The sequence below is a fragment of the Pseudomonas sp. FH1 genome, from assembly GCF_000510895.2.
In the GTDB taxonomy this organism is placed as follows: Bacteria; Pseudomonadota; Gammaproteobacteria; order Pseudomonadales; family Pseudomonadaceae; genus Aquipseudomonas; species Aquipseudomonas azotoformans_A.
This window is the reverse complement of sequence record NZ_AOHM01000006.1, coordinates 212,957-228,330: the sequence shown is the minus strand read 5'-3', so window position 1 is coordinate 228,330 and position 15,374 is coordinate 212,957. Positions and strand designations below refer to the sequence as shown.

The following is a 15,374-nucleotide window of genomic DNA, read 5'->3' as shown; positions in this document are numbered from 1 at the left end:
AGTCGTAGTGCTGCGGGCAGCCGCAGCATCCTGTCGCTGATGCGTGACCGTGATCTGGTTGAAAAATTGGGGCGGGCGACGGGGCTGAACGCCGAGGATGTGATGGTGGTGATTTCGACTACAGCCGGTGACGAGTGGTCGTTTGGAGGCGGGCGGGGCAATTAGCCTGCGGATTTATGCATCGCCTGTACGGATGGCCGAACGGCGTCATTCGCGAATAGCCGCTGCTGCCCAGAAAGCCCCGCCTCACCCAGCGGGGCTTTCCCCCCTCACTTCGGCGCCACCCACGTCACCTCCGTAATCCCAAACTTCTCTGCCCACGGTCGGGTCGTCTTCTTCACTTGTTCATGCCCAACCCGCCCCACGCGGCTTACATGGGCGATATCGGCATCCACCGCCGCCCAGTGCCAGGCTTCGGCGTTGTTCATCACTTCGGCGCGCACTACAAAGGATTTTGGTTTGCCGTGCAGCTGGTAGTTGATGGTGTAGATTTTTGCGGTACTCATGTTGCCTCCCTGTGTTGTTATAGATGGATAGGGCAGCGTTCAAAAAGGTTCATTCAAAATGACAATCTGTCTGTCGGCGCGGCATAGTGTCGCCTTCCTCCCGCGCCCAAGGATTGCGCCATGTCACTGTTGATCCATAGCCGCCTCTATCTGCAACGCCTGGGTTATGACTCGCCGCCAGCGCCGACCTTGCACACCTTGCGGGAGCTGCAACTGCGTCATGTGTGCACCTTTGCGTTCGAGAACCTGTCCAGCCTGATGCGCCTGCCGGTGCCAATCGATTTGGCCAGTGTCGAGCAGAAAGTGCTGCTGGAGGGGCGGGGTGGGTATTGCTATGAGTTGAACCAGATGTTCCTGGCGCTGTTGCAGGAACTCGGCTTTGACGCGCGTGGTATCACGGGGAGGGTGGTGATGGGCGGGCCGCCGGATGCGCGGACGGCGCGTACTCATCGTTTGAGCCTGGTGACGTTGGATGGCGTGCGCTATATCACCGATGTCGGCTTTGGCGGCATGGTGCCCAGCAGTCCGTTGCGGTTGGACACTGAGGTGGTGCAAGCCACTGCCCATGAGCCATATCGGGTGACCTTCGACGGGCAGGGCAGCTACACCCTGTGGGCGAAAGTGGCCGAGGAGTGGCGCGGGCTGTATGTGTTCGACCTGCAGGTGCAGGCGGCCATCGATTATGAAATCGGCAACTGGTATGTCTCCACCCATCCGGACTCGGTATTTGTTGGCCAATTGAAGGTCGCGCGCTTGGCTGCGGGTAAGCGCCATACCCTCAACAACGCCCATTATGCGATTCACTATCTGGACCGGCCGAGTGAAAAGCGCGCCCTCGCCAGTGCCGACGAGGTGTTGCAGTTATTGACTGAAACCTTTGGGCTTCGCGTGCCGGTCACGCCGGCGCTGCGCACTGTCCTTGACGGCTTGGTAATGGCTAATTGATAGAAGTGTTGAGCTAGAGCCTTCGCTGAACCGTTTTATCTCCAAATCAACGCAAATTAATTCGAACCTTTGGCGCTTGCCGGGGTTCGAATGGGTTCCTGAATAATTTGCTCACCAGACAAGGAGATGTAAAACGATGTCCAAGCTATTCGGAAAATTCCTCAAGGGTTCCTCGCTGCTGGCGCTGGTCGCTGCGCCTGCCGCGGTGTTCGCCGCACCGTCCACCGACCCGATTTCCACTTTCGGGATCCTGGGCAGCTACAACGATTTCAAATTCGAAGGCGGCAGCGAGAGCGACAAGAGCCGCATGCCCGAAGCGGGGCTGTTCTATAACTTCGGCAACAAGCTCACCGCTGAATCCGGCTTTATCTACCAGGCCGGTATCGAAGCCAAGTACGGCGAAAAGAGCGACAACAAACTCAAGGAAGGCCAGGCCGACCTGGACCTCGGCTGGCGTGCCGCGCTGGATGCGCGCAACTTTGTCGACGTGATCGTCGGCGGTGGCTACAGCTGGACGCGCTACGAGCCAGAGATCAACGACCTCGACGTCAAGCTCACCAACAAATCGCCGTTCGCCAAGGCAGCCCTGGGCTACAACCACCAGTTCGATGACATGACCCTGCGCGTCGAAGCTGGCGCCCGCCGTACTATTGATGGCCGCACCAAGCTCAAGGTGGAAGATTTCGGCAGCGACACCGTGGATCTCAAGGACCGCACCAACCCCTACGCTGAAGTCAGCTTGCTGATGAACCAGAAGGGCGACCTGCCGGTGGTCGCGGGCCTGTACTACACCCGCACCGAGTACAAGCTCGACGGCGATTCCGAAGTGGCCGACAACACCAAGCTCAAGCGCAACGAGTACGGCTTCAAGGTCGGTATCGCGTTCTAAGCATATTGTGGGGGCGTTGAAGGTGAGTGCCTGCGCCTTTCACGATGAGGAAGGAGAGGGGGCTTCGTCCTTAGGGTGGTCCCGTTCAGGACGCCAGTTTAGAGCGGTTTCAGCTCGCGGAAGAACTCTCCGGTCGAGCGCGCAAAGGTTTGCTTTTCGGCGAATCAAAAAGCGCGCCGATCGCCTGACGCGCACGGGACAGCCGGCTCATGATGGTGCCGATCGGCAGGTCGAGCATTTCGGCGGCTTCCTTGTAGCTGAAGCGCTCCACGCCCACCAGCAGCATCACTTCGCGTTGGCCATCGGGGAGTTTCTGCACGGCTTCGATGATCTGGCGGTGCATCAGGTCGGACTCCGGGTTGGGCGCCTCGGGGTCGCTGACGGTTTCGAGGAATTCGTCGTTCCAGTCCATGCGCGAACGGCTGCGCACTTTGCGTGAGCGCAGTTCGTTGATCCAGGTGGAGTGCACGATGGAAAACATCCAGCTCAGTACCGAGGTGTCGGGCTGCAACTGATGGGCCCGTTCCAGCGCGCGGACACAGGCGAGCTGCACCAGGTCCTCGGCATCATGCTTGTCGCCGCAGATGCGCAACGCAAAGGCCCACAGGCGTGGCAACAGTTCGGGAAGCAGTGCGGGTAAATCAGCACCGGTGATCGACATATTTCCTCTTATTATTTCTTGATGCCTAAAATGGAGCGGTCAGGCTACGAGGTCGATACCGTAGCGGATGCCTGTGTCGCGGCGTCCTTTTTGCGGTGCTGAGGGTCCTGGGTGTCGAAGAATTGTATCAAGATGCTGACAAAGTGTACCGATTTGGATCGTCATTGAAAGGTTAATGACAGCCTATGCAGGTTACAGGCCAATGATTCTGGCAGCCGTGTCAGGAAAAATACCCTGACACGGAGTGAAACATATAAGATTTATCAGGCCCTGGGAATATTTTAGATTCCAGGGTGTTCTCTTAAAGTATTTGTGCGTGTCACCGAGTATTCGCCGCTTGCTTTAAAGTTTTTTGACTTGTTGCAACCGTGAAGCTGATATCAATATGATGGCTTGTCGCTACCCACCGGCTCGCCGCTTCGGCCCACAAGGCTGAGAATCACCCTGCAGAAACTGATGAATACAAACGGAGAGAGAAACCCATGGTAGCGGATGATGCCTTGCTAATGGCCTATGTTGACGGCGAGCTTTCGTCGCAACAGAACCAGGAGCTAGAGCGGCTCATAGACGCTTCACCGGACCTGGCTGAACGAGTCTCCCGGTTGATGGCTTCGTGCCTGCCTTATGAGGAAGCCTTTGCCCGGCAGAACCTGCCGCCGGTGCCCGAAAGTCTCAAGCTCAACATTGCTGCGTTGGCGGCTCAGCACACGGCTGAACCGGCTCCTTCCCGTAGCGCTGAAGTTTCCGACGAAAAGACAGACAGCGTTTTCTCCCGCCTGTTCGCATTCTTCCAACCTAAATTTGCATGGCCCGCGCTGACGTTCGTTGCCGGTGCAGCCTGCTATGCCTTGGTGCTTCAAGTTGGTGCATTCAGCGGTGCGCTGAAGCCGGGTATCGAGACCACCGCGCCCGCCGTTGCCCAGGCCTCGCCATGGGTTCAACAGGCGGCTGCCTACCAGCATCTGTACACCCGTGAAACCGTGGCCTACGGCGCGCAACCGACGGATGCCATCACCAAGACCCTCGCGGATATCCGTGATATCGACGGCCTGGCCCTGCGCGTTCCCGACCTCAGTTCCGCCGGCCTGACGTTCAAGCGCGTGCAGCGCCTGCGCTTCAACAATAAGGCGCTGATCCAGCTGGTGTACCTGCCGGCCAGTGGTGCGCCGGTCGCGTTGTGCGTGATGAAAGAGCCCAAGCCGGACCAGTCCATCACCCAGCAAAGCGTTGCGCAAATGAACGTAGTAACGTGGCGCCAGTCTGAACTGGGCTACGCCCTGATCGGCGAGCCTGAAGGTGTGGACCTCAACGCCGTTGCCCGACTTGTCGCCGACCGAAGTGCCGCCCAGTTGTTTGCCGGGGCGCCGTCACCGATGTGGATCGCCGCGCTCCAGAAATAACCATGCTGGGGTCGGGCATTGGTTCCCGATGCTGTGATCCCAGATAGTGTGATGAAAAGAACTTTTCCGCTGCAAAAACACCTCCGTTTGTCCTTCCCCCTGGCTGTCGCAGTGTTCGCCGGCATCGGTGTGTGGCTGCTGTATTCGCCGTCACCCTCCGCTGTACAGATCGTCGATGAAATGGAGGCCGTCGCGGGCGGTGCCCACCCCGGGTTTCGGCGTAACCATGCCAAGGGCCAGTGCATCAGCGGCCACTTTGAAAGCAACGGCAATGCGACAGAGGTTTCCCACGCCGCGATGTTGCAGCGCGGCACAGTGCCGTTGATCGGTCGCTTGTCCGCTGCCGGGGGGGATCCGGCCCAGGTCGACGTGCACGGCATGATCCGCAGCATGGCGTTGCGCCTGGCGGGCTCGGAGGGCGACGCCTGGTACATGGCGATGAATTCCGTGCCGGTGTTCCCGGTCAACACCCCCGAAGGTCTGTACCAGCAGTTGCGCGCCTCGATGCCGACCTATGGCGATAACGCTCCGGACCCGCAAAAGATGCAGGCCTTCAAGCGCACCCATCCGGAGATGCGCCCGTTCGAACAATGGCTCGCTGACCATCCAGGCTCTTCCGGTTTTGATAACACCACGTACTACAGTGTCAACGCCTTTCGCATGATCAACGCCCAGGGCCAGGAACGGTTCGTGCGTTGGAGCATGGTGCCCGAGACACCGTACAAAGCAATCACCGCCGCGCAGCGCAGCGACCCCGACTTCCTTGCCTTCGGCTTTGCCACGCAACTGGAACAGGGGCCGGTACGTTGGCACCTGATTATCACGCTGGCCGATCCTGGCGATGTCACCACCGATGCCACCGTGCGCTGGCCCGAGGGTCGTCGGCAGATCGATGCCGGTGTGCTGGTGATCGATGACCAGCAAGCCCAGGTCGACGGTGCATGCCGCGATATCGACTTCAACCCGCTGGAGCTACCACCGGGGATTGCGCCTTCGGATGACCCGCTGCTGCTGGCGCGCAAGGCGGCCTATGCCGAATCCCATCGCCGGCGCATCAGCGAAGAGCGCCTGCGTTAAGAATTTTTCCAAGCCCTCGGAATAAATCATTTCCCTCGCTTGTTCTATTCCCAGAACAACTTGAACGAGGGAACTGCGATGGGTCTGCCCACCGACGCTCAACCACTGGATTTCACCGCGTTTGCCTTGCCCTTGGGCGAGGCAAACGGCGGCGGCGTGAACGTCGAATACGACCCTGAATTCCTTGAGCTGGAAGAAGAAGCCCTGGGCAAGCCCGAGGTGCAATACGGCGACACCATCACTCAAGCCATCGAACCGAATTGGAAGCGGGTGATGCTGCTGGCCTTGCCGCTGCTGGAGCGCAGCCGCGACCTGCGCCTGGCGATCTGGCTGACCCGCGCCCAGCTCAACCTGCACGGTCTCTCCGGCCTGGCTGCGGGCCTGCAGTTGATCCATGGGTTGCTGGAACACTGCTGGGGTGGCCTGCATCCCCAGCTCGATCCCGATGATGACCACGACCCTCTGTTGCGCATCAACATCCTGGCGTTTCTCTGCGAGCCGTCCGGGCTGTTGCGCGACCTGCTGGGCGCTCCGCTGATCACGGCGCGCAGTGTGGGCAGCTTGAGCCTGCGCCAGATCGACCTGGCCACCACCGAACCCAGCGGTGACCTCAGCCCGGCCGTGATCGAAGGCGCCTTGGCCGAGGCGGACCCGCTTGAGCTTAACGCCACCGAAACCGCATTGGCCCAGGCCCTGGCGCTGAGCGTGCAGATCGAGCAGCTGCTCACGGAGAAAGTCGGCGTCGGCCGCGCTATCGATCTGAGCAGCCTGGCCACACTGTTGCGGCGTGCCGGTGACGTGATCCGTCGTCCGCAACTGGATGTGGCAGCACCGGTTATCACGGCCGATGCCCCGGCCTTAACGCCGCAACCCAACCGTGGCGAGATCAACAGCCGCGAAGACGCGCGTCAGACGCTCGACCGCCTGTGCACCTATTTCCAGACTCACGAACCGGCCAGTCCCGTGCCGTTTTTGCTGCAACGGGCGAAGAAACTGATCGACAAGAATTTCATGGAATTGCTGCAAGACCTCGCTCCCGATGGTCTTGCGCAACTGGCGCTGGTCAGCGGTATTCGCAACAGCGACAACTGACCCTTTTGTATCAAACCCACTCACCGGAGCTCGTCCTGTGGCCAAAGAAAGCAGTCAGAAGTTTATCGCTCGCAACCGGGCGCCACGTGTGCAGATCGAATACGACGTGGAGATCTACGGCTCGGAAAAAACCGTGCAGTTGCCCTTCGTGATGGGGGTGTTTTCCGACCTCTCCGGCAAACCCGCCGAGCCGTTGCCGCCGGTGGCCGAGCGCAAGTTTTTGGAAGTCGACATCGACAACTTCGACGAGCGCCTCAAATCGATGAAGCCGCGCGTGGCGTTCCAGGTGCCCAACACTCTGAGCGGCGAGGGCAACCTGCCGGTGGAGATCACCTTTGAAACCATGGACGATTTCAGCCCGGCCGCCATCGCCCGCAAGGTCCCGAGCCTCAACCAACTGCTCACCGCGCGCAGCCAATTGTCCAACCTGCTGACCTACATGGACGGCAAGGTGGGTGCCGAGGAACTGCTGGCCAAACTGCTCGCCGACCCGAGCGTGATGCAGGCCTTGAGCACTGCGCCCAAACAGCCTGAATAACTGAATAACCGCTGACTCTGCCGGAGCCTCGTTTGCCCCGGTACGGGGAAGCTTTGCCCAAAATTCGAGGAAACCGTCATGTCCACTCCGCAATCGGAACAGGCCGGACAGCCGCTGGTCACCACCGAGTTCGACGCCGGCGACTTCGCCAGCCTGTTGCAAAAAGAGTTCAAGCCCAAGACCGACAAAGCCAAGGAAGCGGTGGAAACCGCCGTGCGCACCCTGGCCGAGCAAGCGTTGCAAGGCACTCAGCTGATGCCCCACGACGTGCTGGGCACCATCGAAGGACTGATCGCTGCCCTCGACCAGAAACTTACCGAACAGGTCAACCACATCCTGCACCACGAGGAATTCCAGGGCGTGGAAAGCGCCTGGCGCGGCCTGCATTACCTGGTCAACAACACCGAGACCGACGAGTCGCTGAAGATCCGGGTCATGAACATTTCCAAGAACGAAGTGCACAAGACGTTGCGCAAGTTCAAGGGCGTGGCCTGGGATCAGAGCCCGATCTTCAAGAAGCTCTACGAAGAAGAATACGGCCAGTTCGGTGGTGAGCCCTATGGCGCGTTTGTGGCCGACTACTACTTCAACAACAGCGCCCCGGACGTGGAGCTGTTGACCCAGATGGCCCGCGTCAGTGCGGCGGCGCACTGCCCGTTGATCACCGCCGCCGACCCCAGCGTGATGCTGATGGAGTCGTGGCAGGAACTGGCCAACCCGCGTGACCTGACCAAGATCTTCCAGACCCCGGAACACGCAGCTTGGCGCAGCTTCCGTGCCAGTGAAGATTCGCGTTATGTGGGCCTGGCGATGCCGCGTTTCCTGTCCCGCGCGCCTTACGGTGCCAAGACCAACCCGGTGGAAGCGTTCGACTTCGAAGAAACCACCGACGCCGCTGGCGCCAAGGACTTCACCTGGGCCAACGCCGCCTATGCCATGGCTGTGAACATCAACCGCTCGTTCAAACACTACGGCTGGTGCTCGCAGATTCGCGGCATTGAATCCGGCGGTGTGGTGGAAGGGCTGCCGGTGCATACCTTCCCGACCGATGACGGCGGCGTCGACATGACCTGCCCGACTGAAATCGCCATCAGCGACCGCCGTGAAGCGGAGCTGGCGAAGAACGGTTTCATGCCCCTGGTGCACAAGAAGAACAGCGACCTGGCGGCCTTCATCGGCGCGCAGTCGATGCACAAACCCGCCGAGTACGAAGACCCGGACGCCACCGCCAACGCCAACCTGGCCGCGCGCCTGCCGTACCTGTTCGCCACCTGCCGGTTCGCCCACTACTTGAAGTGCATCGTGCGCGACAAGATCGGCTCGTTCAAAGAGCGCGATGACATGCAGATCTGGCTCAACAACTGGATCGGCCGCTACGTGGAACACAACCCGGCCACCGCCACCGACGCCGACAAAGCGCGCAAGCCACTGGCCGGCGCTGAAGTGGTGGTGGAAGAAATCGAAGGCAACCCCGGCTACTACGGCGCCAAGTTTTTCCTGCGCCCGCACTACCAGCTCGAAGGCCTGACCGTGTCCCTGCGCCTGGTCTCCAAGCTGCCGTCCACCAAATCCAACTGATCAACCCTGAAAGGTAACCACCATGATTTTGCTGAACTTCAAAGGCACCCAGATCAAAGGCACTTCCACCGTCGACGGGCACAAGGACTGGATCACCATCGATGCAATCCAGATGGGTGTCGGCCGGGCGATCTCCACCAGCGGTGGCGGCGCCGATCGCGACACCAGTAACCCGTCGTTCTCGGAAATCTCCATGACCAAGGTCACCGACCTGGCCTCCGCGGACCTGTTCATGCAGGCCGTGTGCGGCAAGAGCCTGGGTGATGCCGAGATCCACTTCATCCAGACCGGCGGCCCGGACAAGAAGCAACAGGTGTTCCTCAAGTTGATCCTCGGCAGCGCGATCATCAGCTCCTACTCCGCCAGCAGCAACGGCGAGCGCCCGAGCGAAACCATCTCTATCAACTTCACCACCATCAGCTACGAGTTCGACTCCTTCACCGGCGACACCGTGATCACCGGCACGCCGAAGAAGTGGGACCTGGAAAAGAACCAGAAAATCTGATGTTGACACCCCGGTGGATGTGGCGAGGGAGCTTGCTCCCGCTGGGGCGCGAAGCGGCCCTAAGTTTTTGGGGCTGCTGCGCAGCCCAGCGGGAGCAAGCTCCCTCGCCACAGTGGAGAACATTGTGAACCTTACTCAAGGCCTTAACCATGGCTGAACTCACCAGTCGCGAACGCCTGCAACCGTCGTTGCTCGACCGCTTGAGCGATGACGACACTGAGCATGCCGTGGAGCCTCGGGACAAGCGCGTGCTGTCCATGCGCGGCCTGCGCCAGGCGGTGTTGCGTGACCTGGGGTGGCTGCTCAACAGCACCAGCCTGGGCAGTTTTCGTGACTTGAGCGCCTACCCACTGGCGATGCAGTCGGTGGTCAATTTTGGTCTGCCGGATCTTGCCGGCAAGACCGCCGCCGGTTTGGACCGTGACGAGCTTGGGCGGCGCATCCGCCAGGCGATCAGGGATTTTGAACCGCGGATTTTACGCAACAGCGTGCGGGTGGTGCCGGTGGTGCCCTCGTGGGCTACGGCCAGTCCTAACCAGATGGCCTTTGAAATTCATGGCGAACTCTGGGGCCAACCGTTGCCCGAGCGCCTGTACCTGAAGACCGAACTCGACCTGGAAGCAGGTGAGGCCAGGGTCTTCGATATCGAGACAAGGGACGTGCGGTGAACGCCAAACTGCTGCGCTATTACGAACGTGAACTGGCACACCTGCGGGAAGTCGGCGGTGAATTCGCGCGTGACTACCCCAAGGTCGCCGGACGCCTGGGGCTGGAAACCTATGCCTGTGCCGACCCTTATGTGGAGCGGTTGCTGGAGGGGTTCAGCTTTCTGGCGGCGCGGGTGCAGTTGAAGATCGACGCCGAGTTCCCACGCTTTACCAACCACTTGCTGGAACTGGTGTACCCGCAATACCTGGCGCCCACGCCGTCGATGGCGGTGGTGCAATTGCAGCCGGACATGGGCGAGGGCAGCCTGGCCTCTGGGTTCAAGGTGCCACGCGACACCGCGCTGCACAGCCAATTGGGCAAGGGCGACCAGACCGCCTGCGAATTCCGCACGGCCCATGATGTGACCTTGTGGCCGATCGAGCTGGTCGAGGCGCGCTACTTTGCCTGCGGCACACACGTGGCAGGTGTTGATCTGTCGCGCCTGGGCGGGGTCAAGGCGGCCCTGCGCCTGCGCCTCAGGGTCGGTGCCGGCCTGACTTTCAGCGACCTGTCCCTCGATAACCTGCCGCTGCACATCCGTGGCGGCGACGCCATGCCGTCGCGCATCCTCGAACACCTGTTGGCCCAGGCCGTCGGCGTGCTGGTGATGCCGGTGCAGGAGCATGTCGACTGGCACCAATTCCTGCCCAAGAGCGCGATTCGCAGCCTGGGCTACAGCGACAGCGAAGCGTTGCTGCCCACCGGCCCGCGTCAGTTCCAGGGCTATCGGCTGTTGCAGGAATACTTCGCCATGCCGCAGCGCTTCATGTTTGCCGACGTGGTGGGACTGGGCAATAGCGTCAGCCGCTGCAGCGCTGAACAGTTGGACGTGATCGTGCTGTTCAAGAAGCTCGATCCGCTGTTGGAACAAAGCCTCAGCGCAGCGAATTTCGGCCTGTATTGCACGCCGGCGATCAACCTGTTCCCGATGCGCGCCGAGCGTGTGCACCTGTCCGACCAGCAGGCGGAATACCACGTGATTGCGGACCGCACGCGGCCGATGGATTACGAGATCTACCAGATCGAAGGTGTGACCGGCTACGGCAGTGGCGCGGAAGCCAGCCAGACCTTCGAGTCGTTCTACCGCGCCAATGACCTGCACGCCCGCAAGCCGCCTAACGCCTTTTACCAAGTGCGCCGAGATGCGCGGGTGTTGTCCGAGCAACAGCACCGCCAAGGCCCTCGTTCCAGCTACATCGGCAGCGAGTTGTTCCTGTCCCTGGTGGACGCCCAGGAAGCCCCGCACCGCAGCGACCTTCGCCAGTTGGGCATCGACACCCTGTGCAGCAACCGTGACCTGGTGTTGAGCATGCCGGTAGGCAGTGGCCGCAGCGACTTCAGCGTCGAGTCCGGCGCGCCGGTGCAGGCGGTGCGATGCCTCACCGGGCCCACGGTGCCGGCGCCATCCTTTGCCGAGGGCGAAACCGCATGGCGGCTGGTCAGCCATTTGTCCCTCAACTACCTGTCGTTGCTGGACCAGGACAAGGAGCAGGGTGCCAGTGCATTGCGCGAGTTACTGCGCCTGTATTGCCGTATTGAAGACGAAGCCGCCCACAAGCAGATCGAAGGCCTGCGTTCGGTGACGGCCGAAAGCATCGTGCGGCGCCTGCCGTTGCCAGGGCCGATCACCTATGGCCGTGGCTTGCAGGTCTGCGTGACCCTGGATGAAGCGGCGTTCGAAGGCGCTGGTGTATTTGTGCTGGGCTCGGTGCTGGAGCAGTTTTTTGCCAAGTACGTATCGCTCAACGCATTCACCGAAACGCTGATCAAGAGCACCACGCGTGGCGTGATCATGCAATGGCCAGCGCGGGTGGGCAGATGCGAGATCCTCTGACCCTGCTCGGTGCCCTGGAGGCGCACCCGGCGCGCTTCGATTTCTACGGCGCGCTGCGTCAGCTCGAGTGCGCGTTTGCGCACTTGCCGCGTATCGGCCAGGCCGCGCGCCCGGCGGATGAGGCCGTGCGGTTCGGGCAGCAGCCGTCGCTGGCGTTCGAGCCAGCGATGATCGCTGCGCTCACGCCCGGCGCTGTGCCCAAGTTGTTGTTGAATTTCTTTGGCCTGATGGGCGCCAACGGTCCGTTGCCGATTCACCTCACCGAATACATCCGCGACCGCCAACGCAACCGCAACGACCCCACACTCGCGGCGTTCTGCGACGTGTTCCACCACCGCATGATCAGCCTGTTCTACCGCGCCTGGGCCAGTGCCCAGCCGGCGGTGAGCCTGGACCGCCCGGGAGCGGACCGTTTTGCGCAGTACCTGGGCTCCCTGATCGGCATCGGCCAGGCTTCACTGTTGGACCGCAACGCAGTGCCCGACGTGGCCAAGCTGCACTTCGCCGGACGGCTGGGCCCGCAGACGCGCAATGCCGAGGGCTTGGCCGCGCTACTGACCGACTACCTCGGCGTGCCGGTGCGGGTCGAGCAGTTTGTCGGCCACTGGATGAAATTGCCCGCCGACGGCCTGTGCGCGCTGCGCAGCGGCCCCGATGCCGCCGTACTCGGCCAGACCACCGTGATGGGCAAGAAAGTCTGGAACACCCAGCACAAGTTCCGCCTGTTGATCGGCCCCCTTGACCTGGCGCAAACCCGTCGCCTGCTGCCCGGTGGCGACAGCCTGCAGCGCGTGCAGGACTGGGTGCGCCAATACGTCGGCCTGGCGCTGGACTGGGACGTCAACCTGATCGTCAAGAAAGAACAACTGCCTGGCTTGCGCCTCGGTTCCGCGCCCCTGGGCTGGACCAGTTGGCTGAGAAGCCAGGCCCCCGAGCAGGATGATCGGCAGTTGCTGATCAACCCGCGCCTCTCCATTACCCCTCAAGGACCTGCCCATGGCTGATATCAGTCGCGTCGCGCTTTTCGGCAAACTCAACAGCCTGTGCTACCGGGCGATTGAAAGCAGCACCGTGTTCTGCAAGCTGCGCGGCAATCCCTATGTGGAGCTGGTGCACTGGTTGCAGCAGATCCTGCAACTGACCGACTCGGACCTGCTGCGGCTGATCCGTCATTACGGCATCGACCCGGCCGTACTGGCCCGTGACCTGACGGCGGCCCTCGACCGCTTGCCCCGCGGCTCGACGTCGGTCACCGACTTGTCGTCGCAAGTGGAAGAAGCCGTCGAACGTGCGTGGGTGTATGCCACGTTGATGCTCGGCGAGTCCCAGGTGCGCTCCGGCCATTTACTGTTGGCACTCCTGAAAACCCCCAGCCTGCGCAACGGCTTGTACGGGGTTTCCCGTGAGTTCAACAAGGTCGGTATCGATGACTTGAGTGAGCGATTCGCAGCGTTGCTCAAGGACTCCCCCGAAGCCCGGATGAGCGCCAGCGACGGCTACCAGGCGCCCGGCGAAGACCTCGGCGCACTGGCCCCGAGCAAACCGCAGGAAGCCCTGAAGCGCTTTACCGTCGACCTCACTGAGCAAGCGCGTACGAGCAAGATGGACCCCATCGTCGGTCGCGATGAAGAGATTCGCCAGGTGATCGACATCCTCATGCGTCGCCGCCAGAACAACCCGATCCTGGTGGGCGAGGCGGGCGTCGGCAAGACCGCCGTGGTCGAAGGGTTTGCCCAACGCATCGCCCGTGGCGACGTGCCGCCCAGCCTCAAGGATGTGCAACTGCTGGCCCTCGACGTCGGCCTGTTGCAGGCTGGTGCGAGCATGAAAGGCGAGTTTGAGCAGCGCCTGCGTTCGGTGATCGACGAGGTGCAGGCCAGCGTCAAGCCGGTGGTGCTGTTTATCGACGAGACCCATACCCTGGTCGGCGCGGGCGGTGCTGCCGGGACCGGCGATGCGGCCAACCTGCTCAAGCCGGCGTTGGCCCGAGGCACCTTGCGCACAGTAGGCGCGACGACCTTTGCCGAGTACAAGAAGCACATCGAGAAAGACCCGGCGCTGACCCGACGCTTCCAGACCGTGCAGGTGGACGAACCGGATGAAGCCCGCGCGCTCCTGATGCTGCGCGGCATTGCCGAAACCATGCAGAACCATCATCAGGTGCACATCCTCGATTCGGCGCTGGAAGCGGCGGTGCGCTTGTCCAACCGCTACATCCCGGCGCGGCAGCTGCCAGACAAGGCCGTCAGCCTGATCGACACGGCCTGTGCTCGCGTCGCTATCAGCCTGCATGCGACCCCGGCCGAGGTGGATGACAGTCGGCGCCGTATCGAGTCCCTGGAAACCGAGCTGGCAATCATCGAGCGCGAGACCGCCATCGGCGTGGACACCGTCAGCCGTCGCGCCTCGGTCGAAGCCTTGCTGGCCAGTGAACGCGAACGCCTGGACGAAGTGGAAGGGCGCTGGGATAACGAGCTGGCGCTGGTGGAACAGATCCAGCGCCTGCGCAGCCAATTGGCCGAGTCCGATGACCGCGAAGCCGGCCTGGCCGACTTGCGCCAACTGCAGGACGAACTGATCGCGCAGCAGGGCGAACATCCGCTGGTACTCATCAGCGTCGATGAACAGGCCGTGGCCTCGGTGGTGCAGGATTGGACCGGCATTCCCGTGGGCCGCATGGTCAAGAACGAGATCGAAAACGTACTGCGCCTGGCCGAGCGCCTGGGCCAGCGCATCATCGGCCAGGACCATGCGCTGGAGATGATCGCGCGGCGCATCCAGACCTCCCGCGCCGGCCTCGACAACCCCGGCAAACCCGTGGGCGTATTCATGCTCGCCGGCACTTCCGGGGTGGGCAAGACCGAAACCGCGCTGGCCCTGGCCGAGTCGTTGTATGGCGGCGAGCAGAACGTCATCACCATCAACATGAGCGAGTACCAGGAGGCGCACACCGTCTCCACCCTCAAGGGCGCGCCGCCCGGTTACGTGGGCTACGGCGAAGGCGGCGTGCTGACCGAAGCGGTGCGACGCAAGCCGTACAGCGTGGTGCTGCTGGACGAGGTGGAGAAGGCCCACCCGGACGTGCACGAACTGTTTTTCCAGGTGTTCGACAAGGGGTGGATGGAGGACGGCGAAGGCCGGATCATCGACTTCAAGAACACCCTGATCCTGCTCACCACCAACGCCGGCACCGCGTTGATCAGTCGTCTTTGCCGCCATCCGCAAACCAGCCTGCCCGCGCCGGACACCATCGCCAAGGCGCTGCGCGAACCCTTGCTCGACGTTTTCCCACCGGCCTTGCTCGGGCGCCTGGTGGTGATCCCTTATTACCCGCTGAGCGACGCCATGCTCGGCAGCATCATCCGCCTGCAACTGGGGCGTATCGAGAAGCGCATCGCCGAGGGCCACAAGATCCCGTTCACCTTCAGCGAGGACGTCGTGGAACTGATCGCCAGCCGTTGCACCGAGCTGGAAAGCGGCGGACGGATGATCGACGCGATCCTGACCAACTCGATGTTGCCGGCGATCAGTACCGAATTTCTCAAGCGCTTGCTCGCTGGAACACCGGCCACCTGCGTGGCTGTCACCGTCGAAGGCGGCGAATTCAGATATCGGTTTGCCTGAGCCCATTGATGACAGGA

Annotated in this window: 15 protein-coding genes; 13 read left to right on the top strand and 2 right to left on the bottom strand. The window is 61.8% G+C overall.

Annotated features, from left to right (window positions below):
• Window positions 1–165: tautomerase family protein (locus tag H096_RS32880; protein WP_162240107.1), on the top strand; the 165-nt coding region annotated here is incomplete at its 5' end.
• A 104-nt stretch (window positions 166–269) separates the two neighbouring features.
• Here H096_RS32880 and H096_RS03800 read toward each other — a convergent pair.
• Complete coding sequence (locus H096_RS03800) at window positions 270–506, bottom strand: DUF6555 family protein (RefSeq protein ID WP_016979650.1); 237 nt, start codon at window positions 504–506, stop codon at window positions 270–272.
• A gap of 120 nt (window positions 507–626) precedes the next feature.
• Here H096_RS03800 and H096_RS03795 point away from each other — a divergent pair, with 120 nt between their 5' ends.
• Together H096_RS03795 and H096_RS03790 are read left to right on the top strand one after the other, a co-directional pair.
• Entirely contained in the window at window positions 627–1,451 is an 825-nt protein-coding gene (locus H096_RS03795; protein WP_033896862.1) for an arylamine N-acetyltransferase, read from the top strand.
• 136 nt (window positions 1,452–1,587) lie between these two features.
• On the top strand, window positions 1,588–2,340 hold the full coding sequence (locus tag H096_RS03790; RefSeq protein WP_033896861.1) for an outer membrane beta-barrel protein: 753 nt from the start codon (window positions 1,588–1,590) through the stop codon (window positions 2,338–2,340).
• 109 nt (window positions 2,341–2,449) lie between these two features.
• Here H096_RS03790 and H096_RS03785 read toward each other — a convergent pair whose 3' ends face one another.
• On the bottom strand, window positions 2,450–3,001 hold the full coding sequence (locus H096_RS03785; RefSeq protein ID WP_082461389.1) for an RNA polymerase sigma factor: 552 nt from the start codon (window positions 2,999–3,001) through the stop codon (window positions 2,450–2,452).
• Window positions 3,002–3,483: 482 nt separating this feature from the next.
• Between H096_RS03785 and H096_RS03780 the strand changes: the two genes are divergently transcribed.
• The 10 genes from H096_RS03780 to tssH all read left to right on the top strand — a co-directional run bounded on the left by H096_RS03780 (window position 3,484) and on the right by tssH (window position 15,357).
• Window positions 3,484–4,401 (top strand): anti-sigma factor, encoded by a 918-nt coding sequence (locus H096_RS03780; protein ID WP_033896860.1) that lies wholly within the window; start codon window positions 3,484–3,486, stop codon window positions 4,399–4,401.
• Window positions 4,402–4,452: 51 nt separating this feature from the next.
• Window positions 4,453–5,478 carry a catalase family peroxidase gene (locus tag H096_RS03775; RefSeq protein WP_033896859.1) on the top strand — a complete coding sequence of 342 codons (1,026 nt, stop codon included), beginning with the start codon at window positions 4,453–4,455 and terminating at the stop codon, window positions 5,476–5,478.
• Between the two features lie 78 nt (window positions 5,479–5,556).
• A complete protein-coding gene (gene tssA / locus H096_RS03770; protein ID WP_033896858.1) occupies window positions 5,557–6,570 on the top strand; it encodes a type VI secretion system protein TssA in 1,014 nt (337 codons plus the stop codon).
• Between the two features lie 37 nt (window positions 6,571–6,607).
• On the top strand, window positions 6,608–7,108 hold the full coding sequence (gene tssB, locus H096_RS03765) for a type VI secretion system contractile sheath small subunit (protein ID WP_033896857.1): 501 nt from the start codon (window positions 6,608–6,610) through the stop codon (window positions 7,106–7,108).
• A gap of 78 nt (window positions 7,109–7,186) precedes the next feature.
• Window positions 7,187–8,686: a type VI secretion system contractile sheath large subunit gene (gene tssC, locus H096_RS03760; RefSeq protein WP_033896856.1), complete on the top strand. Its 1,500-nt coding sequence runs from the start codon at window positions 7,187–7,189 to the stop codon at window positions 8,684–8,686.
• A 22-nt stretch (window positions 8,687–8,708) separates the two neighbouring features.
• Window positions 8,709–9,191, top strand: a complete 483-nt coding sequence (locus H096_RS03755; RefSeq protein ID WP_016978511.1) for a type VI secretion system tube protein Hcp — start codon at window positions 8,709–8,711, stop codon at window positions 9,189–9,191.
• A gap of 149 nt (window positions 9,192–9,340) precedes the next feature.
• Window positions 9,341–9,859 (top strand): type VI secretion system baseplate subunit TssE, encoded by a 519-nt coding sequence (gene tssE / locus H096_RS03750; RefSeq protein WP_033896855.1) that lies wholly within the window; start codon window positions 9,341–9,343, stop codon window positions 9,857–9,859.
• Window positions 9,856–11,733, top strand: a complete 1,878-nt coding sequence (tssF, locus tag H096_RS03745) for a type VI secretion system baseplate subunit TssF (protein WP_033896854.1) — start codon at window positions 9,856–9,858, stop codon at window positions 11,731–11,733. Before tssE ends, tssF begins: the two co-directional genes overlap by 4 nt.
• A complete protein-coding gene (gene tssG / locus H096_RS03740) occupies window positions 11,718–12,737 on the top strand; it encodes a type VI secretion system baseplate subunit TssG (protein WP_033896877.1) in 1,020 nt (339 codons plus the stop codon). The genes tssF and tssG overlap by 16 nt, the downstream gene beginning before the upstream one ends.
• Window positions 12,730–15,357, top strand: coding sequence for a type VI secretion system ATPase TssH (gene tssH, locus H096_RS03735; RefSeq protein WP_033896853.1), 2,628 nt, complete (start codon window positions 12,730–12,732; stop codon window positions 15,355–15,357). The genes tssG and tssH overlap by 8 nt, the downstream gene beginning before the upstream one ends.
• Window positions 15,358–15,374: the final 17 nt, after the last annotated feature.